Source organism: Streptomyces sp. NBC_00353 (assembly GCF_036108815.1).
GTDB lineage: Bacteria > Actinomycetota > Actinomycetes > Streptomycetales > Streptomycetaceae > Streptomyces.
On sequence record NZ_CP107985.1, the window covers coordinates 7046484 to 7072161 of the forward strand.

At 70.6% G+C, this 25678-nt stretch carries 23 protein-coding genes; 9 read left to right on the forward strand and 14 right to left on the reverse strand.

The genetic code is table 11. The features are described from left to right. Positions 1 to 37: 37 nt before the first annotated feature. Both OHA88_RS31735 and map read right to left on the reverse strand, forming a co-directional pair. On the reverse strand, positions 38 to 703 hold the full coding sequence (locus OHA88_RS31735) for a biliverdin-producing heme oxygenase (RefSeq protein ID WP_328628025.1): 666 nt from the start codon (positions 701 to 703) through the stop codon (positions 38 to 40). A 204-nt stretch (positions 704 to 907) separates the two neighbouring features. Further along, positions 908 to 1765, reverse strand: a complete 858-nt coding sequence (gene map / locus OHA88_RS31740) for a type I methionyl aminopeptidase (RefSeq protein ID WP_328628026.1) — start codon at positions 1763 to 1765, stop codon at positions 908 to 910. A 58-nt stretch (positions 1766 to 1823) separates the two neighbouring features. On the opposite strand from map, the gene OHA88_RS31745 reads away from it, so the two are divergent. Further along, the gene (locus OHA88_RS31745) at positions 1824 to 2054 is read left to right on the forward strand and encodes a hypothetical protein (RefSeq protein WP_267005462.1); all 231 of its coding nucleotides are present in this window, start codon (positions 1824 to 1826) and stop codon (positions 2052 to 2054) included. A 53-nt stretch (positions 2055 to 2107) separates the two neighbouring features. Here OHA88_RS31745 and OHA88_RS31750 read toward each other — a convergent pair whose 3' ends face one another. Further along, positions 2108 to 3400 carry an MFS transporter gene (locus OHA88_RS31750; RefSeq protein WP_328628027.1) on the reverse strand — a complete coding sequence of 431 codons (1293 nt, stop codon included), beginning with the start codon at positions 3398 to 3400 and terminating at the stop codon, positions 2108 to 2110. Between the two features lie 74 nt (positions 3401 to 3474). Next, the gene (locus tag OHA88_RS31755) at positions 3475 to 4077 is read right to left on the reverse strand and encodes a hypothetical protein (protein WP_328628028.1); all 603 of its coding nucleotides are present in this window, start codon (positions 4075 to 4077) and stop codon (positions 3475 to 3477) included. Positions 4078 to 4217: 140 nt separating this feature from the next. On the opposite strand from OHA88_RS31755, the gene npdG reads away from it, so the two are divergent. Then, positions 4218 to 4928 carry an NADPH-dependent F420 reductase gene (gene npdG / locus OHA88_RS31760; RefSeq protein ID WP_267005465.1) on the forward strand — a complete coding sequence of 237 codons (711 nt, stop codon included), beginning with the start codon at positions 4218 to 4220 and terminating at the stop codon, positions 4926 to 4928. A gap of 98 nt (positions 4929 to 5026) precedes the next feature. Next, a complete protein-coding gene (locus OHA88_RS31765; RefSeq protein WP_267005466.1) occupies positions 5027 to 5203 on the forward strand; it encodes a hypothetical protein in 177 nt (58 codons plus the stop codon). Positions 5204 to 5219: 16 nt separating this feature from the next. On the opposite strand, the gene OHA88_RS31770 is transcribed toward OHA88_RS31765, so the two are convergent. Next, positions 5220 to 6014, reverse strand: coding sequence for a site-2 protease family protein (locus tag OHA88_RS31770; RefSeq protein ID WP_267005467.1), 795 nt, complete (start codon positions 6012 to 6014; stop codon positions 5220 to 5222). 233 nt (positions 6015 to 6247) lie between these two features. On the opposite strand from OHA88_RS31770, the gene OHA88_RS31775 reads away from it, so the two are divergent. Beyond that, positions 6248 to 9793 carry an AfsR/SARP family transcriptional regulator gene (locus OHA88_RS31775; RefSeq protein WP_328628029.1) on the forward strand — a complete coding sequence of 1182 codons (3546 nt, stop codon included), beginning with the start codon at positions 6248 to 6250 and terminating at the stop codon, positions 9791 to 9793. A 17-nt stretch (positions 9794 to 9810) separates the two neighbouring features. Here the strand turns inward: OHA88_RS31775 and OHA88_RS31780 are convergent, their stop codons facing one another. From OHA88_RS31780 to panB, 3 genes are all read right to left on the reverse strand, one after another. Beyond that, positions 9811 to 10662 (reverse strand): ABC transporter permease, encoded by an 852-nt coding sequence (locus tag OHA88_RS31780; RefSeq protein WP_267005469.1) that lies wholly within the window; start codon positions 10660 to 10662, stop codon positions 9811 to 9813. Next, positions 10659 to 11675, reverse strand: a complete 1017-nt coding sequence (locus OHA88_RS31785) for an ATP-binding cassette domain-containing protein (RefSeq protein WP_328628030.1) — start codon at positions 11673 to 11675, stop codon at positions 10659 to 10661. Before OHA88_RS31785 ends, OHA88_RS31780 begins: the two co-directional genes overlap by 4 nt. 169 nt (positions 11676 to 11844) lie before the next feature. Beyond that, positions 11845 to 12729, reverse strand: coding sequence for a 3-methyl-2-oxobutanoate hydroxymethyltransferase (panB, locus tag OHA88_RS31790; protein ID WP_267005471.1), 885 nt, complete (start codon positions 12727 to 12729; stop codon positions 11845 to 11847). Positions 12730 to 12885: 156 nt separating this feature from the next. On the opposite strand from panB, the gene OHA88_RS31795 reads away from it, so the two are divergent. From OHA88_RS31795 to OHA88_RS31810, 4 genes are all read left to right on the forward strand, one after another. Further along, positions 12886 to 14517 carry an MFS transporter gene (locus OHA88_RS31795; RefSeq protein WP_328628031.1) on the forward strand — a complete coding sequence of 544 codons (1632 nt, stop codon included), beginning with the start codon at positions 12886 to 12888 and terminating at the stop codon, positions 14515 to 14517. Between the two features lie 127 nt (positions 14518 to 14644). Then, entirely contained in the window at positions 14645 to 15307 is a 663-nt protein-coding gene (locus OHA88_RS31800) for a TetR/AcrR family transcriptional regulator (RefSeq protein WP_328629842.1), read from the forward strand. Between the two features lie 295 nt (positions 15308 to 15602). Next, complete coding sequence (locus tag OHA88_RS31805) at positions 15603 to 16520, forward strand: endonuclease/exonuclease/phosphatase family protein (protein WP_389729090.1); 918 nt, start codon at positions 15603 to 15605, stop codon at positions 16518 to 16520. A 120-nt stretch (positions 16521 to 16640) separates the two neighbouring features. Further along, entirely contained in the window at positions 16641 to 17858 is a 1218-nt protein-coding gene (locus tag OHA88_RS31810) for an MFS transporter (protein WP_328628032.1), read from the forward strand. A gap of 124 nt (positions 17859 to 17982) precedes the next feature. On the opposite strand, the gene OHA88_RS31815 is transcribed toward OHA88_RS31810, so the two are convergent. The 6 genes from OHA88_RS31815 to OHA88_RS31840 all read right to left on the reverse strand — a co-directional run bounded on the left by OHA88_RS31815 (position 17983) and on the right by OHA88_RS31840 (position 24014). Further along, a complete protein-coding gene (locus OHA88_RS31815) occupies positions 17983 to 19737 on the reverse strand; it encodes an NAD+ synthase (RefSeq protein WP_328628033.1) in 1755 nt (584 codons plus the stop codon). A 78-nt stretch (positions 19738 to 19815) separates the two neighbouring features. Continuing rightward, complete coding sequence (locus OHA88_RS31820) at positions 19816 to 21453, reverse strand: multicopper oxidase family protein (protein ID WP_328628034.1); 1638 nt, start codon at positions 21451 to 21453, stop codon at positions 19816 to 19818. 61 nt (positions 21454 to 21514) lie between these two features. Continuing rightward, a complete protein-coding gene (locus OHA88_RS31825; RefSeq protein WP_328628035.1) occupies positions 21515 to 21763 on the reverse strand; it encodes a hypothetical protein in 249 nt (82 codons plus the stop codon). 265 nt (positions 21764 to 22028) lie between these two features. Continuing rightward, on the reverse strand, positions 22029 to 22454 hold the full coding sequence (locus OHA88_RS31830) for a CBS domain-containing protein (protein ID WP_326630833.1): 426 nt from the start codon (positions 22452 to 22454) through the stop codon (positions 22029 to 22031). A 136-nt stretch (positions 22455 to 22590) separates the two neighbouring features. Further along, positions 22591 to 23343, reverse strand: a complete 753-nt coding sequence (locus OHA88_RS31835; protein ID WP_328628036.1) for a DUF305 domain-containing protein — start codon at positions 23341 to 23343, stop codon at positions 22591 to 22593. Further along, complete coding sequence (locus tag OHA88_RS31840; RefSeq protein WP_326630838.1) at positions 23340 to 24014, reverse strand: DUF3105 domain-containing protein; 675 nt, start codon at positions 24012 to 24014, stop codon at positions 23340 to 23342. The genes OHA88_RS31835 and OHA88_RS31840 overlap by 4 nt, the downstream gene beginning before the upstream one ends. Before the next feature lie 240 nt (positions 24015 to 24254). Here OHA88_RS31840 and glnA point away from each other — a divergent pair, with 240 nt between their 5' ends. After that, positions 24255 to 25616, forward strand: coding sequence for a type I glutamate--ammonia ligase (gene glnA / locus OHA88_RS31845; protein ID WP_030926187.1), 1362 nt, complete (start codon positions 24255 to 24257; stop codon positions 25614 to 25616). The last annotated feature ends 62 nt before the right edge of the window (positions 25617 to 25678 follow it).

Sequence of the window (25678 nt, forward strand, 5' to 3'; positions counted from 1 at the left end):
CCGTCGGAACCCGGTCGCCCCCCGCACCGCCGGGGCCCTACGCGCTGCGGGGGAACACCTCGCCCAGCTCCCGGAACACCGCCGTGTTCAGCGCGAACGCGCGCCTGCACTCGTCGACGATCCGCATCTTCTCCAGTTCGTCCGCGTCTACCGCGTCCAGCAGCTCGCGGTAACCCCGCTTGAACGAGGCGGGGTTGGCGATCTCCTCGAAGACGTAGAACCGGACCCCGTCACCCTTGCGCGCGAAGCCCCAGGTCCGCTCCGCCCTGTCGCGGATGATCTGGCCGCCGGAGAGATCCCCGAGATAGCGGGTGTAGTGGTGCGCGACGTATCCGGCGGACCAGGTGCGCGCGCACTCGGCGACCCGGTCGGCGTACGCGGCCGTCGCGGGCAGTGGCTCCAGGCCCCTGCGCCAGTCCGCACCGCGAAGATGCGCCAGATCGCGTTCCAGCTCCGCGGTGCGCATCAGCTCCGGCTGTATGAACGGACCGGCGACCGGATCGGTGCGCAGTGCCTCCGCGCCCTCCTCCAGCGCCCGGTAGACGAACCACAGCTGCTCGGTGTAGCGCGTGTACGCAACCACTCCGAGCCGCCCGCCGAGCAGGTCGCTCATGAAGGTCGAGGTCTCCGCCTCGGTGTGCTGTTCGTGCGACGCCGTGCGGATCAGTGTCGAGAAGGGTGTGGTGGCGGCTGTTGCGTCCAAGGCGGGCCTCCGGGGACCGAGGAGGGAGGGAAGTCCGGGAAGAAGACGGAAAAGCCGACAGCAACTGCGCTCGGCAGTCACTGTCGACATCTCCGATCCTCCAACTTAGGCTTACCTAAGTCAACGGCTTCCCGACGGTCCGTCGGTAAAAACGATACGCCCGGTTCCGCCCGTTCGCCGGGGTTGCGGATCGCGTACGAACGCTCAGGGAAGGGTCAGGATCTCGGCGCCCGTCTCCGTCACCACCAGCGTGTGCTCGAACTGGGCGGTGCGCTTGCGGTCCTTCGTCACCACGGTCCAGCCGTCGTCCCACATGTCGTACTGGTGCGTCCCGAGCGTCAGCATCGGCTCGATGGTGAATGTCATGCCGGGCTGCATCACGGTGGTCGCGTGCGGGCTGTCGTAGTGCGGAATGATCAGGCCGGAGTGGAACGAGGAATTGATCCCGTGCCCGGTGAAGTCACGGACCACGCCGTACCCGAAGCGCTTGGCGTACGACTCGATGACCCGCCCGATCACATTGATCTGGCGCCCGGGGCGGACCGCCTTGATGGCGCGGTTCAGCGACTCCTCGGTGCGTTCCACGAGCAGCCGGGACTCCTCGTCCACATCGCCGCAGAGATAGGTGGCGTTGTTGTCGCCGTGCACACCGTTGATGTACGCGGTGACGTCGAGGTTCACGATGTCGCCGTCGCGCAGCACCGTGGAGTCCGGGATGCCGTGGCAGATGACCTCGTTGAGCGACGAGCAGAGCGACTTGGGGAAGCCGCGGTAGCCGAGCGTCGACGGATAGGCGCCGTGATCGCACATGAACTCGTGGGCGACGCGGTCGAGTTCGTCCGTCGTCACGCCCGGGGCGATGTGTTTCGCGGCCTCGGCCATCGCCTGTGCGGCGATCCGGCCGGCGATGCGCATGCGCTCGACGGTGTCGGCGTCCTGGATTTCCGGGCCGGTGTACGGCGCAGGAGCCGGCTTGCCCACGTACTCGGGGCGCCGGATATTTCCCGGTACGGAACGGATGGGAGTGATCTCCCCTGGTACGAGCAGCGACTGGCCAGACATGTCAGCGAGTCTAACCAGCGAGCTTGGGGCAGCATGGCTCCGAGGAAAGGAGCCGATGATGGCCCTGTTCAAGAAGCGCACGGTCGGCAAGCCGGGCGAGTGGTACTACTGCCTGGTGCACCAGAAGGTCGAGGAAGGCCCCGAGTGCCCCGCGAAGGACCGGTTCGGCCCCTACACCTCCCGTGAGGAGGCACAGCACGCGATGGACACGGCGCGCGAGCGGAATCTGGAGTGGGAGAACGACCCCAAGTGGCACGACAAGGCCACGCCTCCGGAGGCCGACGCGTAGGGTTCCGGCCCGTCCGGCAGCTGCCCCGGGGCTCCGGCCCCGGACCCTGCTCCTCACACGCCGGAGGGGCTGGACTGCCGGCGCCGCACCGCGTCCGCGTCCGTCTCGGAGTCGTACGTGAGGAGCTTCGGCAGCGCCGCAGCCAGCAGCGCGACCGAGGCCACGCACGCCACCCCGCCCGTCCAGATTGCGGACCGCGTGCCCGTCCAGCCAGCCATCGCGCCCGCCCGCACCTGTCCCAGCTGCGGCCCCACGCTGTACGAGAGCACCTCGATGCCCGCCAGCCGGCCGCGCAGCTCCTCCGGGATGGTCTGGTTCCAGATCGTGGAGCGGCCCAGACCGCTGAGCATGTCGCCCGCGCCCGCCACCGCGAGGCAGACCAGCACCAGCCACACATTGCTGAACCAGCCGGCCGCCGCGATCGCCAGCCCCCAGGCCGCCGCCCCGAACACCACGAACAGCCCGTGCCGCCGCACCCGTGATGTCCAGCCGCTGGTCAGGCCGAGTACCAGCGAGCCGACCGACCCCGCCGCGTACATCAGCCCCAGTGACCACTCGGCGTCGAGCTCGTCCGCCAGGAACGGGAAGATCGTGTTCGGGAAGGCGAAGAACATCGCCGCCAGGTCGATCGCGTACGTCCCCAGCAGCACCGGCCGGCTCCAGGCGTACCTCGCCCCCTCGGCAATGCCGCGCAGCGACGGCTTCCGTGCGTGCTCGGCGGGCGGTGCGGGCGCCAGCCGCAGACAGAGGAGCACGGAGACGGTGAACGTGACCACGGTGACCGTGTACGCCGTGGCGTGCCCCGCACAGGCCACCACCAGACCCGCCACCGCCGGGCCGGTGATCGCGCCGAACTGCCAGCGCAGCGAGTTCAGGGCGGCGGCCGCGGTGAGCTGGTCGTGCGGCACGATCCGGGCGATCAGGGAGTCCAGTGCGGGCCGCTGGAGCCCGGCGAGCGCGGAGACGCCGCCCGCGACGAGGTAGAGAGGCCAGAGCATCGGGTCGGGCAGCGCGGCGTTCACCAGGAGGACGAGCGCGAGCAGCCCCAGCCCCGCCTCGGTGCCCAGGATCACCTTGCGGCGGTCCGCGGAGTCGGCGAGCGCCCCGCCGTACAGACCGAAGACGACCAGCGGCACCAGCTCGACCGCACCCATCGCGCCGACGGCGAGCGGCGAACCGGTGAGCTCCTTGATCTGGAGCGGCAGCGCGATCAGCGCCATGAAGCTGCCGAAGTAGGTGACCAGGCCCTGGACCCACAGCAGTCGGAAGTCGGCCGAGGAACGCCAGGGCGAGAGGTCGGGCAGGAGCGCGGAGAGCCTGGCGGGCAGGGCGGTGGCAGAGGTCACGAGGGGTCATGGTCCGGCGCCGTACGTGCCCTGTGCAACCGGTTTTGCCGGGGCCTGCGGCGGCCTCGTCCTCGTCACCATCGCGCGGGCGGCGGCGCGGTCAGCTGGTCGGCGAGCCGGGACAGCCGGTCCCGGAAGCGATGGCGGCCGCGCGGTGCGGGGACGCTGTTCTCCCCGGCCGCCGCGCTCACCAGATGCTGCACGGTGTCCAGGTCCACATCGTCGCGGCAGGTCACCGCGAGCGTCTCATGGGCGAGCCCCCGCACCTCCGGGTCGCCGTTGTCCAGCGACAGCACCGTCGCCCCCGCCCGGCGCGCGTCGTGCACCCGCTCCAGCAGCCCGTCCCCGGGCCGCTCCGGAGCCACCAGGAACAGCGTCTCGCCCCGCCCGGCCGCCTCGATCCGGCCCAGCCCGACGGCCAGATGCGCCGGGTCGCCCGGCTCCACCCGGTGCCGTACGAGCGTGGGTGTCAGCTCCGGCAGCCCGGACCAGGTGGACTCGTCGACCAGATGGGCCGCCAGGTGCCACGGCTCGTACGCCGCCGTCCCCACCAGCAGCAGCCCGCCGCCGTGCGGAACGACGGACGACCGGAGGCTCCCCGCGAACCGGCGGGCCGCCGCGGGCCACTCGGTCCCGGCGAGCACTTCACGGAGCAGGGCGACGCGTACGGCATCCATGGCCCGGCATCATGCCGCAGGACCCGTACCCCGCACCGGCGAACGGCACCGAACCAACCGAACGGGGGGAGGTGCAGTGACGGATGTCGCAGGGGTGACACGCTGCGTTCCCCTCCATCGCGCGCAGTAGTGTCGGGACCATGACTACGAATGACAGCGGCAGCGCGCCCAAGCCCCCCGCCAAGGACCCCTGGGACCTTCCCGACGTATCCGGGCTGACCGTCGGCGTGCTCGGCGGCACCGGCCCGCAGGGCCGCGGTCTCGCCTACCGGCTCGCACGCTCCGGGCAGAAGGTGATCATCGGCTCCCGCGTCGCCGACCGCGCCCGGACCGCCGCCGACGGGCTGGGTCTCGGCGTCGAGGGCGCCGACAACGCCGAGTGCGCCCGCCGCAGCGACGTCGTGATCGTCGCCGTGCCGTGGGACGGCCACGCCAAGACGCTGGAGTCGCTGCGCGACGAGCTCGCCGGGAAGCTCGTCATCGACTGCGTCAACCCGCTCGGCTTCGACAAGCAGGGCGCGTACGCCCTGAAGCCCGAGGAGGGCAGCGCCGCCGAGCAGGCCGCCGCCCTGCTGCCCGAGTCCCGGGTCACCGCCGCCTTCCACCACCTCTCGGCGGTGCTGCTCCAGGACGAGGCGATCGAGGAGATCGACACCGATGTGCTGGTGCTGGGCGACGCCCGCGCCGACACCGATCTCGTGCAGGCGCTCGCCGGCCGGATCCCCGGCATGCGCGGCATCTTCGCGGGCCGGCTGCGCAACGCCCACCAGGTCGAGTCGCTGGTCGCCAACCTGATCTCGGTCAACCGCCGCTACAAGGCGCACGCCGGGCTGCGTACCACCGACGTCTGAGCCCGAGGGCTCCCACGGCCGCACCCTGCGGAGAGCGGAACGGGGCATGAGGGACACTGGACGGGACCGTGCGCCACCCCGGACAGGAGCCGCCCCCCATGCCCCGCCTCGCTCTCTACGCCCTCGCCGTCTGCGTCCTGGCCGTCGGTGCGGCCGTGATCTCCTTCGTCCAGGGCACCTGGCTCGGGATCATCTGGGTGCTGCTGGCCGGACTCTCCTCCAACATGGCGTGGTACTACCTGCGCAAGCACCGCGCAGAGACCGCCGCCGGCTGACCGCCGCCGGACACCCCTAACCGGCGACGCAGGACGGATTCGACTGCTGCCAGAACTGGTAGGCGTCGAAGCCGCAGTACGTGTCGGACTCGCTGACGCCCAGCGACTGCAACAGGCTGTGGATCGCGTCGAAGAAGAAGATGTTGACCTCGGGGATCCACAACAGCCCGAACACCGCGAACAGGCCGAACACCGCGAACGGCTCCACCTGACGGCGGATCCGGTGCGACAGCCACGGCTCGATCACCCCGTACCCGTCCAGCCCCGGGACCGGCAGGAAGTTCAGGATCGACGCGGTGACCTGGAGCAGCGCCAGGAACGCCAGCGCGTACCGGAACCCCAACGGGACACCGTCCAGCGCGTGCAGCCAGAACGGCGCCGTGCAGACGACCGCGAACAGTACGTTCGTCAGGGGGCCCGCCGCAGAGATCAGGCTGTGCTTCCAGCGGCCGCTGATCCGGCCCCGCTCGATGAAGACCGCGCCACCGGGCAGCCCGATCCCGCCCAGGATCACGAACAGCACCGGCAGCACGATGCTCAGCAGCGCATGCGTGTACTTGAGCGGGTTCAGCGTCAGATAGCCCTTCGCCCCGATCGAGATGTCCCCGCTGTGCAGTGCGGTGCGCGCGTGCGCGTACTCGTGCAGACAGAGCGAGACGACCCAGGCCGCCGTGACGAAGAGGAAGATCGCAAGCCCCGGCGGCTCGGCGAAGTCCGTCCACACGGCCCAGCCGGAGACCGCCATGACGGCGGCGATCCCGAGGAAGATGGGACTGATTCGCCGGTCGCTGCGGGCAACTGCGGTGGTCATCAGCGGACTCCAAGTGGCTCGGGGGGCAGGGGGCGGAGCGCGTCACGGGCAGGGCGAGTCCCGACCGTACAGTCGACACGGCGGAAACGACTCGCATCCGGGTGGTGGTTCCGGACAGGGTGGACACATGACGAGCAACACCGGGGAACCGTCGGGCAGCGCCGAGGACCGGAACGGACCGCCGCTGCCGGGCGCCTGTCCGATTCCCGATTCCGGTCACGGAGAATAGGCGCGTGCGCTACAGCATCCTCGGCACCACGCAGGCACTCCACGACGACGGCACGGCCGTCGCCATCGGTGGGGCGCGGCTGCGCGCCCTGCTGACCGTTCTGGCGCTGAGCCCCGGCCGTGCGGTCCCGGCCGCGGTGCTCGTCGACGAGGTGTGGGACGGCGAGCCGCCCGCCGACGCGGTGGGCGCTCTGCAGGCGCTCGTCGGCCGGCTCCGGCGGGTTCTCGGCCATGAGGCCATCACCTCCGCCGAGAGCGGCTACCGGCTTGCCGCCGATCCCGACGCGGTCGACCTGCACCGCTTCGACCGGCTCACGGGGGAGGGGGTGCGGGCCCTGGACTCGGGCGATCCGGCCAAGGCCGTCACTGTCCTCGACGATGCGCTCGCCCTGTGGCGGGGCCCGGTCCTCGCCGATCTGCCCGACCGCGGTGCCGTCGCCGCCCGCTGGACGGCCCGCCGCCTGGACGCCCGCCGCACCCGGCTCGCCGCGGCGCTGGCGCTGGGCCGCGCCGACGAGGTCCTGCCGGAACTGGTCGCGCTCTGCGCCGACCACCCGATAGACGAACCGCTCCAGGCGTTGCGCCTGCGGGCGCTGCGGGACGCCGGACGTACGGCGCAGGCGCTGGCGGCGTACGAGGAGGTACGCACCGTACTCGCCGCCCGCCTCGGCACGGACCCGGGCCCCGAACTGCGGTCTCTGCACGCGGAGTTGCTCCACCAGGGACCGGTGCGGGCGCCGTCGAACCGAGGGGCCGGACGAGGCCGGGCGCCCGCGCCGGGTCGCACGCCCGGGCTCGATCGGACGCACGGACAGGGCCCGGCCGCCGCGCCGCACCACGCGCCTGCGCCGAACCGGCCGCCACTGGCGGACCCGGCCGCCGTGCCGAACCGGGCCCCCCGGCCGACCCGTACCCCCGCGCCGGCCCCTGCCCTCGACGGCCTGCCGGCCCCGTACGCTCCCGTCGCCGCCCACGGCAACCTGCGCGCCAGGCTCACCAGCTTTGTCGGGCGCGAGGCCGATATCGAGGCGCTCCGGGACGACCTCGCGCAGGCCCGGCTCGTCACCCTTCTCGGGCCCGGGGGCGCGGGCAAGACCCGGCTCTCCCAGGAGGCCGCCGAGTCCGCCGCGCCCGCCTGGCCGGACGGCGTCTGGCTGGCCGAGCTCGCCCCCGTGGACGACCCCGAGGCCGTGCCCGAAGCGGTACTGACCGCGCTCGGTGCGCGCGAGACCGTGCTGCGCGGGGCCGGCGCCGAGGAACTGCGGGCCGCCGAGCGGGGCACCGGGGATCCGCTCGTCCGGCTCACCGAGCACTGCTCCCGGCGCCGGATGCTGCTCCTCCTCGACAACTGCGAGCACGTCATCGAGGCCGCCGCGGCGCTCGCCGACCATCTGCTCGTCCACTGCCCGGACCTCACCGTCCTGGCGACCAGCCGTGAACCCCTCGGCGTGCCGGGCGAGTTCGTCCGCCCCGTCGACCCGCTGCCGGACCCGATGGCGCTGCGCCTGCTCGCCGACCGCGGCGCCGCCGCGCAGCCCGGCTTCCGGACGGACAGCGACGAGGAGACGGCGGCTGCCGCCGCCGAGATCTGCCGCCGCCTCGACGGCCTGCCGCTCGCCATCGAACTCGCCGCCGCCCGGCTGCGGATGCTCAGCCCGCGCCAGATCGCGGACCGGCTCGACGACCGGTTCCGGCTGCTGACCAGCGGCAGCCGTACCGTTCTGCCGCGCCAGCAGACCCTGCGTGCCGTCGTCGACTGGTCCTGGGACCTCCTCGACGCGCCCGAACGCGCCGTCCTGCGCCGCCTGTCCGTGTTCGCCGGCGGCTGCACCCTCGCCGCCGCGGAGTCGGTCTGCGCCCATCCCGCCCCGGACGCCCCCGTCGTCGCCGACGATCCGGTCGAGCCCGTGGACCCGCGTGATGTCGCCGTCCTGCTCGGCTCGCTCGTCGACAAGTCCCTTGTCGTCGCCGCGCCCGCCGACGACGGCGAGATGCGCTACCGGCTCCTGGAGACCGTGGGCGAGTACGCCGCGGGACGGCTCGACGAGGCAGCGGAGCGAACCGCCGTCGAGCGGCAACACCTGGTCTTCTACCGGGAGCTGGCCCGTACCACCGACCCCGAGCTCCGGGGCTCGGGACAGCGGGCCGCCATCGAGCTCCTGGAGCGCGAGTACGAGAACCTGCGCACGGCCCTGCGGCGCGCCGTCGCCGCCCGTGACGAGCAGGAGGTGCTCTGCCTGGTCCTCTCCCTCGCCTGGTACTGGCAGATGCGTGACCTGCGGACCGATGCACTCCAGTGGTCCGACGCGGCCGCCGAGCTCGGCCCCGACCCGTTCGCCCCGCCCGCCCGGCCCGCGCCCTCGCTCCATGAGCGGTGCACCGACGCGCCGCCGCCCATGTCGCCCGAGCTGCTCGAAGAGGCGCGGCGCGGGGTGCGGCTGATCCAGCTGGTCAGCATGGACCATGCGATGGACGAGTGGACCACCGAGCAGAGCATGGAGCGGCTGCGCGTCATCGCGGGCACCTACCGGGCGGGTCAGCCGCAGACCTGCCGCGCCCCGGCATCGCTCTGGTTCTTCGCGGTCCTGCTCACCGGGGACGTGGGCCGGCTGCGCGAGCTGCTGGACGAAACGGTCCGTTCCTGCCGGGAGTTCGGCTATGAATGGGAGCTCGCCGCCGCTCTCCAGATGCGCGCCAATGTGCTGGCCAATCGCCCCGACTGGGCGGGCGAGGCCCGGGGGGACGCCGACGAGAGCCTGGAGATCTTCAACCGGCTCGGCGATGCCTGGGGTGCCGCGGAAGCGCTCTCCTGCCGGGGCGAGGCCTATGAGAAGAAGGGCGAATACACCAGCGCGGCGGGCGACTTCCTCGCTGCGATCGGCTGGGCCGAGCAGCTGGGGGCCCGCTCCCAGGTGTCGCTTCTGCGCACCCGGTACGCCTCCGTGCTGACCGAGCTCGACCGTGGCGCCGAGGCCGAGACGATCCTCCGTGAGGTGCTCACCGAGGGCCGTCAGGCGGGGCACGAGGCGATGCCGGCCGCCCGGCTCCATCTCGCCATGTGGCTGGGCCGCTCCGGGCGTACGGCCGAGGCCCGGGAGCAACTCATCGAGCTGCGCGAGGAGTTCCGGTCCGAGACGGTGGCGATCTTCGACGGGTTCGTGCTGGGCGGCATGGCGTGGCTGGACAACGAGGACGGCCTGTACGCCGACGCCCTCGACCGGGGCCGGCAGGCTCTGGTCAAATCTCAGGACCCGCTGTCACAGATGGTGGCACCCCAGATGTCCGCCCTTCATCTCGTCACCGTGGCCTGGGCCCTCGGCGGACTCGGCGGCGAGCGCCGGGCGGCGGACGCGGCGCGGCTGCTGGGTGCCCGGGAGGGTCTGCTGCCGGCCGGTCATGTCGAGGCGTCGCTGGAGCGCGACAACCACGAGCGGGCGGTGGAACTGGTCCGTGGCGTCCTCGGGGAGGCCGCCTACGCCGCCGCGTACGCCGAGGGCGGCGGCCTCACACTGGAGGAGGCCGCCGCCCTCGTGGACGCGTATCGGGACTGACCCCGGACGTCCCGTCCTCAGGTCTTCTTGCGGAACTTGGAGACCGCGAGCGGCGCCGTCACCAGGGTGATGGCCGCGGCCCAGCCGAGCGTCAGCCACACCGAGTGCGCCACCGGACCGCCGAGCATCAGCCCACGCGCCGCGTCCGCGAGATTGGACAGCGGGTTGTAGTCGGTGAACGACCGGAGCCAGCCGGGCATCGTCGTAGGCGGTGCGAAGATCGAGGAACCGAACTGCAGGGGCATCATCACCAGGAACCCCATTCCCTGAACCGCCTGGGCCGTCTTCAGGGACAGCCCCAGCAGCATGAAGATCCACATGATGGCGACGCCGAACGCCGCCGAGAGACCGACGGCCGCCAGCAGACCGAACACCGAGGTCTTGAGCTGCATGCCGATCAGGAAGCCCATGCCCAGCAGGATCACCGTGGCGACCATCATCCGGCCGAGCTCGACCACGATCTTCGCGATGAGGACCGAGGAACGGGCGATCGGCATCGTCCGGAACCGGTCCATGACGCCCTTGCGGAAGTCGTCGTTGACACCGGTGCCGACCGCCATGGCGATGTTCATGCCCATCATCGCCATCAGCCCGGGGATCACGTAGTTGATGTACGTCTGCCGGTCCCCGCCCAGGCTCGCGCCGACGGAGCCGCCGAAGACGTACACGAACAGCAGCGTGAAGACGATCGGCATCAGGAGCGCGTCGAACATCGACTCCGGGTCCTGCTTGATCTGGAGCAGATTGCGCCGTACCAGCGCGCCGATGTGCCGCAGATTGCTGCGCAGCCCGATCCTGCCCTCGTCGTGGAGGACCTTCGCCGGGGCGGAGCCGGTCGGGGCGTCGGGGGTCAGAGTCGCCGTGCTCATGCCGGGACCTCCTCGGGGATCGTGTCGGTCACGGACGGCGAGGTCTTCTCACCGGTGATGGCAAGGAACACCTCGTCCAGGCTGGGCAGCGCGGTGGCGATGTGCGCGACGGAGAGACCCCGGCCGGCGAACAGGCCGATGACGGCGGTCAGTTGGTCGTCACTGAGGATCGGTACGTACAGCATTCCCTCGTCCGGGACGGCCTGCGAACCGGCGATCCCGTCGAGACCGGCCTCCGCGAGCGCCTGGACCATGGCGGGCAGCTGGGCCGGGTCCGTGGGCCGGATCTGCAGAGTGCGGCCGCCGACCTTCGCCTTGAGCTCGTCGACCCCGCCGTTGGCGATGATCCGGCCCTTGTCGATGACGGTGAGCTCGTTGGCGAGCTGCTCGGCCTCTTCCATGTACTGGGTGGTGAGCAGCACGGTCGCCCCCTCCGCGACCATCCGCTGCACCTCGTCCCAGACCTCGTTACGGGTCCGGGGGTCGAGTCCCGTCGTCGGCTCGTCCAGATACAGCACGGCCGGGCTGCCGATCATCGAGGCGGCCAGGTCGAGCCGGCGCCGCATGCCGCCGGAGTAGTTCATCGCGGGCCGCTTGGCGGCTTCGGTGAGCGAGAACCGCTCCAGCAGCTCGTCGGCGCGGGTCCGCGCGGTCCTTCGGGGCAGGTCGAGGAGGCGCCCGATCATGTAGAGGTTCTCCCAGCCGGAGAGCTTCTCGTCGACCGAGGCGTACTGGCCGGTCAGGCCGATGATGCGGCGCAGCTGGCGGGGCTGCTTCACCACGTCGTAGCCCGCGACGGTGGCGTGGCCGGCGTCCGGCACGATGAGGGTGGAGAGGCAGCGTACGAGGGTGGTCTTGCCGGCGCCGTTGGGGCCGAGCACACCGAGGACGGTGCCCTCGCGCACGTCGAGGTCCACGCCGTCCAGTGCCTTGGTCTCGCCGTAGTGCTTGACCAGCCCCCGCACCTCGACGGCGTTGCCGCCGGTCCTGGGGTTCTTGTCGATTCGCGTCATGCCCACTATGGGAACATCCGCCACCGACAGTCCACCGACATTCTGCCGACAGGGGGCCTGCGGTCGCGCCTGCAGGCCACCGATACGCGCCGACAGCCCGCCGATGGGGGAAGTCGGCGGGCTGTCGTGGTGCGGGCAGTGGTCAGTGATCCCCCGGAGGGGACAGGCCCTAGTGGAAGGTGTGTTCCGGCGCCGGGAACGTGCCGCCGACGACCTCGTCCGCGAACTCCTTGGCCGCGTCGCCGAGCACCTTGCGCATGTTCGCGTACTGCTTGGTGAAGCGCGGCACCTTGCCGCCGGTCAGCCCGACCATGTCGGTGTAGACCAGCACCTGGGCGTCGGTGTCCGGACCGGCGCCGATGCCGACGGTCGGGATCTGCAGACTGCGGGTGATCTCGGCGGCCACCTCGGCCGGTACGAGCTCCAGGACGACGGCGAACGCCCCCGCGTCCTGTGCTGCCTTGGCGTCCCGGATCAGTCGGTGCGCGGCCTCGTCGCTGCGGCCCTGCACCCGGTAGCCCATGGTGTTCACGGACTGCGGGGTCAGCCCGAGGTGCGACATGACCGGGATGCCGGCCGACACCAGCAGCTCGGTCTGCGCGAGCGAACGCTCGCCGCCCTCCAGCTTCACCGCACCTACGCCGGCCTCCTTGACCAGCCGGGTGGCGTTGCGCAGGGCCTGGACGGGCCCTTCCTGGTACGCCCCGAAGGGCAGGTCGCCGACGATGAGGGCGCGCTTGGTGCCCCGTACGACCGCGGCGGAGAGGATGGCGATCTCGTCCATCGTGACGGGCACGGTGGTCTCGTAGCCGAGATGACAGTTGCCCATGGAGTCGCCGACGAGCATGACCGGGATGCCGGCCTCGTCGAAGACGGACGCGGTCATCGCGTCGTAGGCGGTCAGCATGGGCCACTTCTCGCCACGCTCGGTGGCGGCGGCGATGTCATGGACGGTGATGCGGCGGGTGCTCTTGCCTCCGTACAGCGCCTTGCTGCTGTCGGTGGGGGCCCCCGCGGGGGTTGCGGGCTGGTTCTGCGCAGCCTGAAGCGTCATTGCCAACGGCTCCTTCGTCATCTCGAGGCGCCCTGACGGCGTCCCCGGACCGGTTCCATGGTGGCATCCCGGGCCGTCCTCGGGAAGTGGGCCCTCTCGGCAAAGACTTTCCAATACGAGACGGTCTCGTATCGAAAAAGGACTAGGCTCCCTGCCATGTCGATACCGTCCGGCCCTCCCGCGGCCGTGTCCCAAGTTCCCGAAGAGATCCACCGTCGCCGCTGGGCGATCCTCGTCGTTCTGATGTTCAGCCTGCTCATCGTGGTGCTGGACAACTCGATCCTGAACGTCGCGGTCAAGACCATCGCATCCCCGGCGCCCACCGGGCTCGGAGCCACCCAGAGCGAGCTGGAGTGGGCGATCAACTCCTACACGCTCGTCTTCGCCGGACTGCTCTTCACCGCCGGTCTGCTCGGCGACCGCATCGGACGCAAGAAGGTCCTGCTCTTCGGCATCCTGCTGTTCGGTATCGGCTCGGCCCTCGCCGCGATGTCCGGCTCGCCCGGCGAACTCATCACCTGGCGCGCCGTGATGGGCTTCGGCGCCGCGTTCGTGATGCCCGCCACCCTCGCCATCCTGATGAACGTCTTCGAGCGCGACGAGCAGCCCAAGGCGATCGGCATCTGGGCCGGCAGCGTCGGCCTGGCCATCGCCATCGGCCCGATCACCGGCGGACTGCTGCTCGAACACTTCTGGTGGGGCTCGATCTTCCTGGTCAACGTGCCCGTGGTGATCGTCGCGCTGATCGCGATGGTGGTACTGGTACCGGACTCCCGGGACCCGAAGCCGGGCCGGATCGACCCGCTCGGCGTCGTACTCTCCATCGTCGGCCTGGTCCTGCTGGTGTTCGGCATCATCCGCGGCGGTGAACTCGCCGACTTCGCCGACCCCGTCGTGCTTCTGTCGATCATCGGCGGCCTGGCCGTCCTGGCCGGCTTCGTCTGGCACGAGAAGCGCAGCAGCCACCCGGCCATCGATGTCTCGTACTTCAGGAACGGGGCGTTCTCCGCCGCCGTCGCCGCCGTGGCGCTGGTCTTCTTCGCGCTGATGGGAGTGACCTTCTTCTCCGCCTTCTACCTGCAGAGCGTGCGCGGCTACAGCGCCCTGCAGTCCGGGCTGCTGATCGTGCCACTGGCGGCCGCACAGATGATCTTCGCGCCGCGCGCCCGGCTGGTCGTCCAGCGGTTCGGCGCCCGTGCGGTGTGCGCGGTCGGGATGCTGCTGGTCGCGGCCGGACTGCTGGCCTTCACACTGTTCGACGCCGATACCCCCGTCTGGGTGCTGTGCGTGGTCTTCTTCGTCCAGGGCACCGGTATGGCGCACGTCATGCCGCCCGTCACCGTCGCCGTGATGCAGGCGCTGCCGCGCGAGAAGGCCGGCTCCGGCTCGGCCATCAACAACACCTTCCGGCAGGTCGGCGGGGCGCTCGGGATCGCCGTACTGGGCTCGGTGCTGTCCACCGTCTACCGCGGTGACATCGAGGGCCACCTCGGTACGCTGCCGGCCCCGGCCAGGGACGCGGCGGGGGAGTCGATCGAGGCGACGCTCGCCGTCGCGGAGAAGCTCGGCCCGGCGGGCCGCCCGCTGGTCGCCGCGGCGAACGACGCGTTCCTCGGCGCCATGCATGTCACCGCCGTCGGTTCGGCCTCCGTCGCCCTGCTCGGCGCGCTGGTGGTCGGCCTGTTCCTGCCGGGCAGGCCGCCCGCAGGGCAGCCGGCCGGCGAGGGCGAGGGTGACCGGACCGTGCCCGCGGGCGGGCCGATGACGACCACGGCCGCCGACAGCTGAGAACGAACGCCCCGGGCGGCCCAGGACACTCCGGGCGCCCGGGGCTTCGAGCAGGACACCTCCCGCGTCGGCGAGAATCGGGGTGGGGGAGGCGGACGGGTGCGGCGAGAGGTGGAACCACGTGCAGATGCAGGACGAGGAGCTGGAACCGCGGCGCGGCCGACCGCGCAGCGTGGCTGCCGAACGGGCCATCCTGGACGCCGTCGTCGAGCTGCTGGAGGCCGGTGAACCGCTGGCCGGCCTGTCCATCGAGCGCATCGCCCGGACCGCGAAGGTCGGCAAGGCCACCATCTACCGGCGCTGGAGCGGCAAGGAAGAGCTCTTCGTCGACGTACTGCGGGACATCGAACCCCCGGAACCGACCGTCTCCGGCACCGCCGGGCTCACCGATCTGCGGCTGATGCTGGAGTCGCTGCGCAGGCGCGGACTCGCCCAACGCTCCTCGGTCTTCCTCCACAACGTCTTCGTGCAGATGAAGAGCCACCCCAAGCTGTGGTCCGAGTACCACTCCACGGTGATCGAACCCCGCCGCGTCGCGATGCGGGCCGCCGTGCAGCGGGCGGTCGACGCGGGAGAACTCCGGGCGGACCTGGATGTGGAGCTGATGGACGACCTGTTCGTCGGCCCCATGCTGGTACGGACCATTCACCGGCCCGATGCGCCACTGCCGGAGGATCTCGCCGACCGCATCATCGGGGCCCTGGTGGAGGGCCTGGCGCCACGGCCCGCCGCTGTCCCCGAACCCGCACGGGCCCCCGCCTCATCCGGCAAAAGCGCAGGCCACGGCTGACTCGCCCGGATCCGCCCGAGTGTGCGCGTTCTGTTACAAGGCCCCGCAGAGCCCTTCCGGCCGGAACCTGCCGGTCCACGTCCTTCGTCCTCGTGGCAGTACAGCCGTCGTCGACGGCAGGAAAGACATCGCTCATCCCCTAGGGTCAGGGGCGCGGCGATGTGCACGGCAAGGCAGTGAGGACAGCGCGATGGTGCAGGCGTACAGGGCGGACACCGAGAACGGCAGCGCGGAACCGCAGCGCACCGGATCCCGGTTCCAGGGCCTGCGCGACAGATGGACCGACGGCAGAGGCATGTGGCGGCGCGGCATCGTCCTCGCCGTCTGCGCGGTCCTGCTGACCCTCGTGATGATCTTCCACGCGGAGATCCCGAACACCATCGGCAACCTGGGCAGCCTCTCCGAGACGTTCCTGCCGTGGTTCGGCCTGTTCATTCCCGTGCTGCTGATCCTGGGCCTGGTGCGCCGCTCCGCGACCGCGCTGATCGCCCTGCTGCTGCCGGTCGTGGTCTGGCTCAATATCTTCGGCGGGCTGCTCACCGACAAGTCGGGCAGTGGTGGCGACCTCACCGTCGCCACCCACAACGTCAACGCGGGCAACCCCGACCCCGCGGGCACCGCCCGGCAGGTCGCGGGCTCCGGCGCGGACGTCATCGCCCTGCAGGAGCTGCCGCCCGGCCAGGTTCCGGCGTACGAGTCGGCGCTCGCCGCCCGCTATCCGTACCACTCGGTCGAGGGGACGGTCGGCCTGTGGAGCAAGTACCCGATGAGCGGCACGCGGCCCGTCGACATCCGGATGGGCTGGACCCGGGCGATGCGTTCCACGGTGACGACACCCGACGGCGAGGTCGCGGTCTATGTGGCCCATATGCCGTCCGTACGGGTCAAGCTGAACGCCGGATTCACCGCCAGCCAGCGGGACGAGAGCGCGGACGCGCTCGGTGAGGCCATCGCCGACGAACGGCTCGGCAGGGTGATCCTGCTCGGCGACCTCAACGGCACGATGAACGACCGCTCGCTGAACGCGGTCACCTCCCAGATGCGGTCCACCCAGGGCGCGGCGGGCGACGGCTTCGGCTTCAGCTGGCCGGCCTCGTTCCCGATGGCCCGGATCGACCAGATCATGGTCAAGGGCGTCGAGCCGATGTCGTCCTGGACCCTTCCGGCGACGGACAGTGACCACCTGCCGATCGCCGCCCGCGTCGCACTCTGACGAAACGGTCCGTTCACCTCGTGGCACAAACCGTCTGAGAGTATTTGTTCCAATCGGGAACAAGGACCGGCCGGTGAGAGAGCCGGTGGGCCGGGATCCCCTGCGGAAAGGTCTCTCCTCATGCCACTGGCTCTTCTAGCGCTGGCCATAAGCGCCTTTGGCATCGGCACCACGGAGTTCGTGATGATGGGCCTGCTGCCCAATGTCGCGGACGACCTGGGCACATCCGTGCCCACCGCGGGCTATCTCGTATCGGCGTACGCGCTCGGTGTCGTCCTCGGTGCCCCCCTGCTCACCGCCGTCGGCTCCCGGGTCCCGCGCAAGCGGATGCTCCTGCTGCTGATGGCGCTGTTCACCCTCGGCAACCTCGCCTCCGCGCTCGCCCCCGGCTTCGGCTGGCTGGTCGCCGGCCGGTTCCTCGCCGGGCTGCCGCACGGCGCGTTCTTCGGCGTCGGCGCGGTCGTCGCAGCGCGGCTGGTCGGCGAGGGGCGGCAGGCGAGGGGCGTCGCGACGATGTTCCTCGGCCTCACCGTCGCCAACATCGTCGGCGTACCGGCGGCCACACTGCTCGGTCAGCACCTCGGCTGGCGCGCCACCTTCCTGGTCGTCGGGGTGATCGGGCTCGGCTCGATGGCCGCGCTCGCCCGGCTCGTTCCGCACATGCCGGTCGACGCGCAGCAGGGCCTCGGCCGCGAACTGCGCGCCCTCGGCAACCGGCAGGTGCTGCTCGGCCTGCTCACCGCCGTCCTCGGCTTCGCCGGGGTCTTCGCCGTCTACTCGTACCTGTCGGCCATGACGACCGAGGCGATGGGCTTCGGCGAGTCCTCGGTGACGCTGGTGCTGGCGCTGTTCGGTATCGGCATGACACTCGGCGCACTCGCCGCCGGACCCATGACCGACCGCGCGCTGCGGCCCACGCTGTACGGCTCCCTGACCGCACTTGCGGTGGTCCTGGTGGTCTTCCCGTTCGCCGTGCAGGTGAAGTGGGCGGCGCTGGTGATGGTCGTCCTGCTCGGCGGGGTCGGGTTCATGACCACGACGCCGCTGCAGATGCTCGTCATGAAGAAGGCGAAGGACGCCCCGACGCTGGCCTCCGCCTCCAACCACTCGGCGTTCAACCTCGCCAACGCGGGCGGCGCCTGGCTGGGCGGCGCGGCGATCGCGGCGGGCTGGGGCTGGACGTCCCCGGCGCTGGTGGGTGCGGTCCTGACGGTGGCGGGCCTGGCAGTGGCGGTCACGGCGGGCGTGCTGGACCGTGGCGGGCCGGGCGAGTCCCGGGTGGTGGCCGGCGCGGGTACGCGGGGTGCGCGGGACGGGAGCCACGCGGACGTGGCCTGAGGGCGGCGCCCGGCCCGGTCAAGCCCTTCGAGGGGGTCCCCCATGCCCTTCGGGTCATGGGGTGAGGACGAAACGGCTGCCGGGGCGGCCCGGCTCTCATCGAAACCGGCCCGCCCCGCTCCTGTCACCCCGACTCGCGCCACCGATTCGTGATCGGCAGCCGCCGGTCCTTGCCGAACCCCTTGGCCGAGATCTTCGTACCCGGCGGGTACTGCCGCCGCTTGTACTCCGCCGTGTCCACCAGCCGCAGCGTCTTCGTCACCAGCGCCTCGTCGAACCCGGCTGCCACGATGGTGTCCAGCCCCAGGTCCCGGTCGACGTACATCTCCAGGATCCGGTCCAGTACGTCGTAGTCGGGCAACGAGTCCGTGTCGACCTGGTCCGGCCGCAGCTCGGCGCTGGGCGGCTTGGTGATGGAGGCCTCCGGGATCGGCGGTGTCCGGCCGCGTTCCTCCGCGGCCCGGTTGCGCCACTTCGCCAGGCGGAAGATCGACGTCTTGTAGACGTCCTTGATCGGCCCGTAGGCGCCGACGGAGTCCCCGTACAGCGTCGAGTAGCCGACCGCCAGCTCCGACTTGTTGCCCGGCGCCAGGACGATCTGGCCCTCCTGGTTGGAGACGGCCATCAGCATCGTGCCGCGCAGCCGCGACTGCAGGTTCTCCTCGGCGAGACCGGTGAGCCCCAGCGACTCCATGTACGCGTCGAACATCGGCTCGATCGGCACGGTGCGGAAGTTCAGCCCGGTGCGCCGCGCCAGCTCCGCCGCGTCGCCCTTGGAGTGGTCCGAGGAGTACTTCGACGGCATCGAGATCCCGTACACGTTCTGCGCACCCAGCGCATCGCACGCGATGGCGGCGACGAGCGCCGAGTCGATTCCGCCGGAGAGCCCGATCAGCACACTGCTGAAACCGTTCTTCGCGGCGTACGCGCGCAATCCCACGACGAGTGCGGAGTACAGCTCCTCGTCGTCGTCGAGCCGCTCGGCACAGCCGCCGGTCAGCTCGGCCTCGTACGCCGGAACGGGCTTGTCGGAGAGGACGACATGGTCGATCCGCAGACCGTCGTTGACCACCCCGGACGGCGCCTCGGGCGCGGCAGCCGGCAGGTCGAGGTCGAGGACGACGCTGCCCTCGGCGAACTGCGGGGCCCGGGCGATCACCTCGCCGTCCTTGTCGACGACGATCGAGTCGCCGTCGAAGACCAGCTCGTCCTGGCCGCCGATCATCGCCAGATAGGCGGTGGTGCAGCCGGCCTCCTGGGCCCGCTTGCGGACCAGTGCCAGCCGGGTGTCGTCCTTGTCCCGCTCGTACGGCGAGGCGTTGATCGACAGCAGCAGCCCGGCCCCGGCGGCCCGGGCGGCCGGCACGCGGCCGCCGTCCTGCCAGAGGTCCTCGCAGATCGCGAGCGCCACATCGACACCGTGGACCCGCATGACGGGCATCGAGTCGCCCGGCACGAAGTACCGGAACTCGTCGAAGACGCCGTAGTTGGGCAGGTGGTGCTTGGCGAAGCTCAGGGCGACCTTCCCGCGGTGCAGCACCGCGGCGGCGTTCTGCGGCGCCCCGGCGGGCTGGCCGTAGCGCGGCTGGGCCTTCTCGGAACGGTCGAGATATCCGACCACGACGGGCAGCTCCCCGAAGCCCTCCGCGTCGAGACGGGCGGCGAGCGCACGCAGCGCTTCCCGCGACGCCTCGACGAAGGACGGCCGCAGGGCCAGGTCCTCGACGGGGTAACCGGTCAGCACCATCTCGGGGAATGCCACCAGATGGGCGCCCTGTTCGGCGGAGTGCCGGGTCCAGTGGACGATCGCCTCGGCGTTGCCGGCGAGGTCACCGACGGTCGAGTCGATCTGATTGAGTGCGAGGCGTAGTTGAGGCACGCGGCTCAGTCTAATCGTCTTTCTGACGCGATGTCCTGGCGGGCCGCTCCACCGCGGCCGCGGCCCGCCGGGGCCGGGTCAGCGGCGGTAGCCGAGGACCGTCATCATGTTCGCGTTCGAGTGGTAGACGTTGTGGCAGTGGAGCATCCACAGCCCCGGGTTGTCCGCGTCGAACTCCACAGCCACCGAGCTGTTGGGCAGGACGACCGCCGTGTCCTTGCGCGCCCCGGGAGCCCTGTCGAGCACCGAACGCGGTCCCGCAGATCCCGCGAGCGCGAACGTGTGCCCGTGCAGGTGGATCGGGTGCCACATCTCCGTGATGTTGTAGAACTCCAGCCGGACCCGCTCGCCCGCCTTGACCGGATGGCGCCAATCGGGGTCGTACCTCCTGTGGTCGAAGCCCCAGTCGAACGCCCTCATGCTGCCGGTCAGCTTGATCCGGATCGTCCGGTCTGGCTCCCGGGCGGCCAGTGCCACGGACTTGTCCGCCCTCAGCTCGGGGGCCGACACCAGCTGCCCGTTCAGCTCCTTCGGCCATACGGAGGCCTTCGGCGCCGCGCCACCGCCGGTACGGAGCAGGGCCAGCGCCGACATGTTCCTCCCTTCGGCGACCGCCGTCAGCGGGAACACCCCGTCCCCGGCGGTGACCAGCACGTCGTACCGCTCGCCCATGCCCAGCAGCAGTGCGTCCGTCGTGGTGTGCCGGACCGGGAAGCCGTCCGCGTGCGTGATGGTCATCCGGTGGCCGCCGAGCGCGACGCGGAAAGGGGTGTCGCCGCCCGCGTTGATGATGCGCACCCGGATCCGGTCGCCGGGCTTCGCGGTGAATGTGCTCGGGTCCTTCGGGATGCGGCCGTTGATCAGGTAGTGCGGGTAGGCGACATCGGTCGCGGCGCCGCGGAGCAGTTCGCTCCTGGCGTCCATCAGCACCCGCGAGGGCCCGGACCGGGAACCGGGCTTGTCATCGGACCCGGAGGACCCGTGATTCATCCCCTCCATGCTGCCCATACCGTGGGAGAGCTCGTTGAGCACCGCGTCCGGCGTGGAACCCCCCACCCCGTCGACCCAGTCGTCGAGCATGACGACCCACTCCTTGTCGTACGACAGGGGCTCCTTCGGGTCCTCGACGATCAGCGGAGCGTACAGGCCACGGTCCTGCTGCACGCCCACGTGTGGATGGAACCAGTACGTCCCCGTCTGTCGCACCGCGAAGCGGTACGCGAACTCCGCGCCCGCCTTGATGCCCGGCTGTGTCAGACCGGGAACGCCGTCCATGTCGTTGCGCACATGGAGGCCGTGCCAGTGCAGCGTGGTCGACGTCGGCAGGTGGTTGGCGAGAGTGACGGCCAGAGTGTCGCCCGCGGTGATCCGGATCTCCTTGCCGGGCAGCCGGTCCCCGTACGCCCAGGAGGGGACGGTGAGACCGCCGCCCAGATCGAGGCGGGCCGGGGTGGCGGTGAGGTGGAACTTCCGTACGGGACCGGAGCCCCGCTTGGCCTCGACTGCCGCGACCTCCTCGCCGTTGGGCGAAACGTACTCACCGTGGCTCTTCACCGGGGACGACGGCTTCCGGGTCATGTTGTCGTGGTTCATGCCGCCGGGGTTCGCGAGGGGCTTGTCCACGTCCTTGCCGCTGGAGCAGGCAGCCAGAACTCCCGTTCCGGCCAGGGCGATTCCGGCGCCGAGCACGGCGCGTCGAGTGTGCTGAGTGCGCATGACTGGGTACACCTCATAGTGTCGTCGGGGTGCTGGGGAGGGATGCGGAGCGCGCCGCTCCTTATATCCGCAGCACCGACGACCTGCCGTGCGCAGTCATTGCGGGTGGGGAAAAAGACCACAGGAAGCGCAACAGCGGCGCCCCGGCGGCCCGGAGGAGATGATCCGCGGGCCGCAGCGTCATCAGCCAGACGGCCAGCAGGGTGACACCCCAGGCGCCCAGCACCGCGAGACAGACCCCCATGAGGTCCATGCCGTCGCCCGTCGGCGCGGGCAGGACGGAGGCGTGCCCGGGCGAGGGCTCAGCCACTGATCCTGCCCCGTGAGCCCCGTGAGCCCCGTGAGCCCCGTGAGGCCCGCTGTCCATCGACACCACGCTGTTCCGGCCGTGGTGTCCCGTCGGATGCCCGGCGGTAGGCATGGTGAAAATCCCGAACAGCAGCGCAGCGAACAGCAACAACTGTCCGTACGTCGCACTCCTCTTCGGGCCCATGTCGAGCACACTACCCCCGCCGGGTATACCCCGCACGGCGGCCCGGCACCCCCGTCGTCCCGGGCGCCGGGCCGCCGGTCGGTCAGCTGGGGGCGTAGACCTTCTCGACCCAGAGCGCGATCTGGTCCTCGGGGAGGTGCTGCGCCAGATCCGCTTCGCTGATCATGCCGATCAGCTTCTTGTTCTCGACCACGGGGAGCCGGCGGATTCGATTGGTCTGCATTTCCTCCAGGACCTGGTCCACGCCCGCGTCGGCGTCGATCCAGCGGGGCGTGCCCTGGGCGAGGTCACCGGCCGTCACCTTCGACGGATCGTGGCCCACTGCCACGCAGTCGAGCACGATGTCGCGGTCCGTGAGGATGCCGATCATCCGGTCCTGCTCGCCGCTGGCCGAGATGGGCAGAGCACCGACGTTGTGCTCGCGCATCAGCTGGGCGGCCCGGTCGAGCGTTTCGTGCGCCGGGATCCACTGGGCCCCGGTGTGCATGATGTCCTTGGCGGTGGTCATGGGGATTCCTCCTGGTGCCGGTGGCATGCCATTACGACCCCGAGAGAACCATCGTCATGCGGCCGTTCGGGTTACGCGACCGGTGTCACTCATTCGGGTGCGTCCCCCGGCGCCACGGGCGCCGGGGGACCGGTGACTACCTGGGCTCGGCCCCGCGCGCCGACAGCATCTGCGCCATCGCGTCCAGCTCGGACTGCTGGGCCTCGACCATGCCCTGGGCGAGCCGTCTCTCCGTTTTCACCGTGCAGAGCTCGGCGCAGCCGCGCGCCATGGCGACGCCGCCCTTGTGGTGGTCGGTCATCAGCTGGAGGTAGAGGATCTCGGCCTGCTTGCCGTCGGCCTTCCTCAGCCGGTCGAGCTCCGTCCGGGTGGCCATGCCGGGCATCAGAGCCCCGTCGTGCGCCGTGAACCCACTGCCCGACCCGGCCGTCATGTCACCCATACCGGCCATGTCGTGACCGTCGGCCGCGCCGTGCCCATCGTGATCACCGTGGGTCGCCATCCACGCCATCGGCTCCTGCCCGGCGACGGCCACCTTCGGCAGCTCCCACAGATCCAGCCAGCCGAGCAGCATGCCCCGCTGGTTGGCCTGCGTGTTGGCGATGTCGTACGCGAACCGGCGTACCTCCTCGTCCTGCGTACGGTCACGCACGATGAAGGACATCTCCACCGCCTGCTGATGGTGGACCGCCATGTCGCGCGCGAACCCGGCGTCGGCCGAATCGGTGGCGGGCGCCCGGACCGCCGCCGAGGCGGCTTGCGGCTGCGTCCCGTCCGCCGTGTCGCCCCGTGCCGCGGCGACCGTCGCCACGCCCGCGAAGAGCAGCGCGAGCGCGACGGCGGAGCCCGCCGCCCACTGGGTGCGGCGGGCACCTCGCGCAGCGGTCACTGCGCCAGTCCGCCCGTGCACGCGGCACCCGGCTCAGGTGTCTGTGCCCCCTGCACGAACTTGGCGAAGAACTGGTCCACCCGCCGGTCGTCGGCGCTGTCCACGGTGACCTGGTTGCCCCAGGCGCTCAGTGTGATCGTGCCGGCCTGGTCCTGATACGGACTCATCAGCGAGTACGGCGTCTTCCCGACCCGCTCCGCGAGCGCGGCGACATCGGCGTCCGACGCCTTGTCCGTGTACGTCACCCACACCGAACCGTGCTCCAGCGAGTGCACGGCGCTCATGTCGGGGATCGCCTTTTTGTATACCTCGCCGTCGCAGTTCATCCAAACGGGGCTGTGGTCACCGCCGACCGGAGGCTTCATCGGGTACGTCACGGTCGTGGTGACGTGGTTACGGGTCAGCTTCTTCGCGTCCCACGTCTTCAGCCCCTTGATCGGCTCGGAGGCCAGCTTCTCCTTCTCCGTCGCGGCCGCCTTCGCGTCCTGCGCCGCGTCCGCCTGCTTCTTGTCCGCGGCCTCGGACTTGTCCAGCAGCACGGACGTACCGAAGCCCACCAGACCTGCGACGACGACGACGCTCAGCCCTATGACCAGGACACGGTTGCGGCGGTCACGCGCCCGGTCGGCGTTGCGCATCTGCTCTATGCGGGTCCTGCGGTCGAAGCTCATGTCGTCAGGTCCTTCTGCGAAGGGGAGGGGGCAGGAACAGGTCAGGAATCCGGTACCCACGGGGCAGTTGCGAGGCCGCTCCACCCGTTGGGTTCCATGGGCGCAGATCGTAGTGGGTGGCCGAGTGCTCCATCTCACGTCGAGTGCGTAATCTGGGTGAAATCCCGGGTCGTGATACTGGAGTCTGTCCCCTACCCCGGGCGGTGGTGCACAGACCGTCTGAACTGCAAGGATGTGGCTATGGACAAGCAGCAGGAATTCGTCCTCAGGACACTCGAGGAGCGCGACATCCGCTTCGTGCGCCTGTGGTTCACCGATGTGCTCGGCTACCTCAAGTCCGTTGCCGTGGCGCCCGCCGAGCTGGAGCAGGCGTTCGACGAGGGCATCGGCTTCGACGGATCGGCCATCGAGGGCTTCGCCCGGGTCTACGAGTCCGACATGATCGCCAAGCCGGACCCCGGCACCTTCCAGATCCTGCCCTGGCGTGCGGAAGCCCCCGGCACCGCGCGGATGTTCTGCGACATCCTGATGCCCGACGGCTCGCCGTCCTTCGCCGACCCGCGCTATGTACTCAAGCGCATTCTCGCCAAGACCTCCGACCTGGGTTTCACCTTCTACACCCACCCGGAGATCGAGTTCTTCCTGCTCAAGAACAAGCCGGTCGACGGCAGCCGGCCCACCCCCGCCGACAGCTCCGGCTACTTCGACCACACCCCGCAGAACGTCGGCATGGACTTCCGCCGGCAGGCGATCACCATGCTCGAATCCATGGGCATCTCGGTCGAGTTCAGCCACCACGAAGGCGCTCCCGGCCAGCAGGAGATCGACCTGCGGTACGCGGACGCGCTCTCCACCGCCGACAACATCATGACGTTCCGTCTGGTCATGAAGCAGGTCGCGCTGGAGCAGGGCGTGCAGGCGACCTTCATGCCGAAGCCGTTCTCGGAGTTCCCCGGCTCCGGTATGCACACCCACCTCTCCCTCTTCGAGGGTGACCGCAACGCGTTCTACGAGTCGGGCGCCGAGTACCAGCTGTCCAAGGTCGGCCGCTCCTTCATCGCGGGCCTGCTCAAGCACGCCGCGGAGATCTCCGCCGTGACGAACCAGTGGGTCAACTCGTACAAGCGCATCTGGGGCGGCTCGGCCCGCGCCGCGGGCGCCGGCGGCGAGGCCCCCTCGTACATCTGCTGGGGCCACAACAACCGCTCCGCCCTGATCCGCGTCCCGATGTACAAGCCCGGGAAGACCGGTTCGGCCCGCGTCGAGGTCCGCTCCATCGACTCCGGCGCCAACCCCTACCTGACCTACGCGGTGCTGCTCGCCGCGGGCCTCAAGGGCATCGAGGAGGGGTACGAACTCCCGGCCGGCGCCGACGACGACGTCTGGGCGCTGTCCGACGCCGAGCGCCGCGCGATGGGCATCGAGCCGCTGCCGCAGAACCTGGGCGAGGCGATCTCGCTGATGGAGAAGAGCGAACTGGTCGCCGAGACGCTCGGTGAGCACGTCTTCGACTTCTTCCTGCGCAACAAGAAGCAGGAGTGGGAGGAGTACCGCAGCGAGGTCACCGCCTTCGAGCTGAAGGCCCTGCTGCCGGTGCTGTAACCGCAGGTCAGCCGCATCGCGGCGACGCAATGACGATCTCCGGGCCGGAGGCAGTGTGCCTC

Bases quoted from the DNA above. Each gene is read 5' to 3' on its own strand.
- map (WP_328628026.1), bottom strand. From the start codon at position 1,765: ATGTCTGGCCAGTCGCTGCTCGTACCAGGGGAGATCACTCCCATCCGT.
- OHA88_RS31745 (WP_267005462.1), top strand. From the start codon at position 1,824: ATGGCCCTGTTCAAGAAGCGCACGGTCGGCAAGCCGGGCGAGTGGTAC.
- OHA88_RS31755 (WP_328628028.1), bottom strand. From the start codon at position 4,077: ATGGATGCCGTACGCGTCGCCCTGCTCCGTGAAGTGCTCGCCGGGACC.
- npdG (WP_267005465.1), top strand. From the start codon at position 4,218: ATGACTACGAATGACAGCGGCAGCGCGCCCAAGCCCCCCGCCAAGGAC.
- OHA88_RS31765 (WP_267005466.1), top strand. From the start codon at position 5,027: ATGCCCCGCCTCGCTCTCTACGCCCTCGCCGTCTGCGTCCTGGCCGTC.
- OHA88_RS31770 (WP_267005467.1), bottom strand. From the start codon at position 6,014: ATGACCACCGCAGTTGCCCGCAGCGACCGGCGAATCAGTCCCATCTTC.
- OHA88_RS31780 (WP_267005469.1), bottom strand. From the start codon at position 10,662: ATGAGCACGGCGACTCTGACCCCCGACGCCCCGACCGGCTCCGCCCCG.
- OHA88_RS31785 (WP_328628030.1), bottom strand. From the start codon at position 11,675: ATGACGCGAATCGACAAGAACCCCAGGACCGGCGGCAACGCCGTCGAG.
- panB (WP_267005471.1), bottom strand. From the start codon at position 12,729: ATGACGCTTCAGGCTGCGCAGAACCAGCCCGCAACCCCCGCGGGGGCC.
- OHA88_RS31795 (WP_328628031.1), top strand. From the start codon at position 12,886: ATGTCGATACCGTCCGGCCCTCCCGCGGCCGTGTCCCAAGTTCCCGAA.
- OHA88_RS31800 (WP_328629842.1), top strand. From the start codon at position 14,645: ATGCAGGACGAGGAGCTGGAACCGCGGCGCGGCCGACCGCGCAGCGTG.
- OHA88_RS31805 (WP_389729090.1), top strand. From the start codon at position 15,603: ATGTGGCGGCGCGGCATCGTCCTCGCCGTCTGCGCGGTCCTGCTGACC.
- OHA88_RS31810 (WP_328628032.1), top strand. From the start codon at position 16,641: ATGCCACTGGCTCTTCTAGCGCTGGCCATAAGCGCCTTTGGCATCGGC.
- OHA88_RS31820 (WP_328628034.1), bottom strand. From the start codon at position 21,453: ATGCGCACTCAGCACACTCGACGCGCCGTGCTCGGCGCCGGAATCGCC.
- OHA88_RS31830 (WP_326630833.1), bottom strand. From the start codon at position 22,454: ATGACCACCGCCAAGGACATCATGCACACCGGGGCCCAGTGGATCCCG.
- OHA88_RS31840 (WP_326630838.1), bottom strand. From the start codon at position 24,014: ATGAGCTTCGACCGCAGGACCCGCATAGAGCAGATGCGCAACGCCGAC.
- glnA (WP_030926187.1), top strand. From the start codon at position 24,255: ATGGACAAGCAGCAGGAATTCGTCCTCAGGACACTCGAGGAGCGCGAC.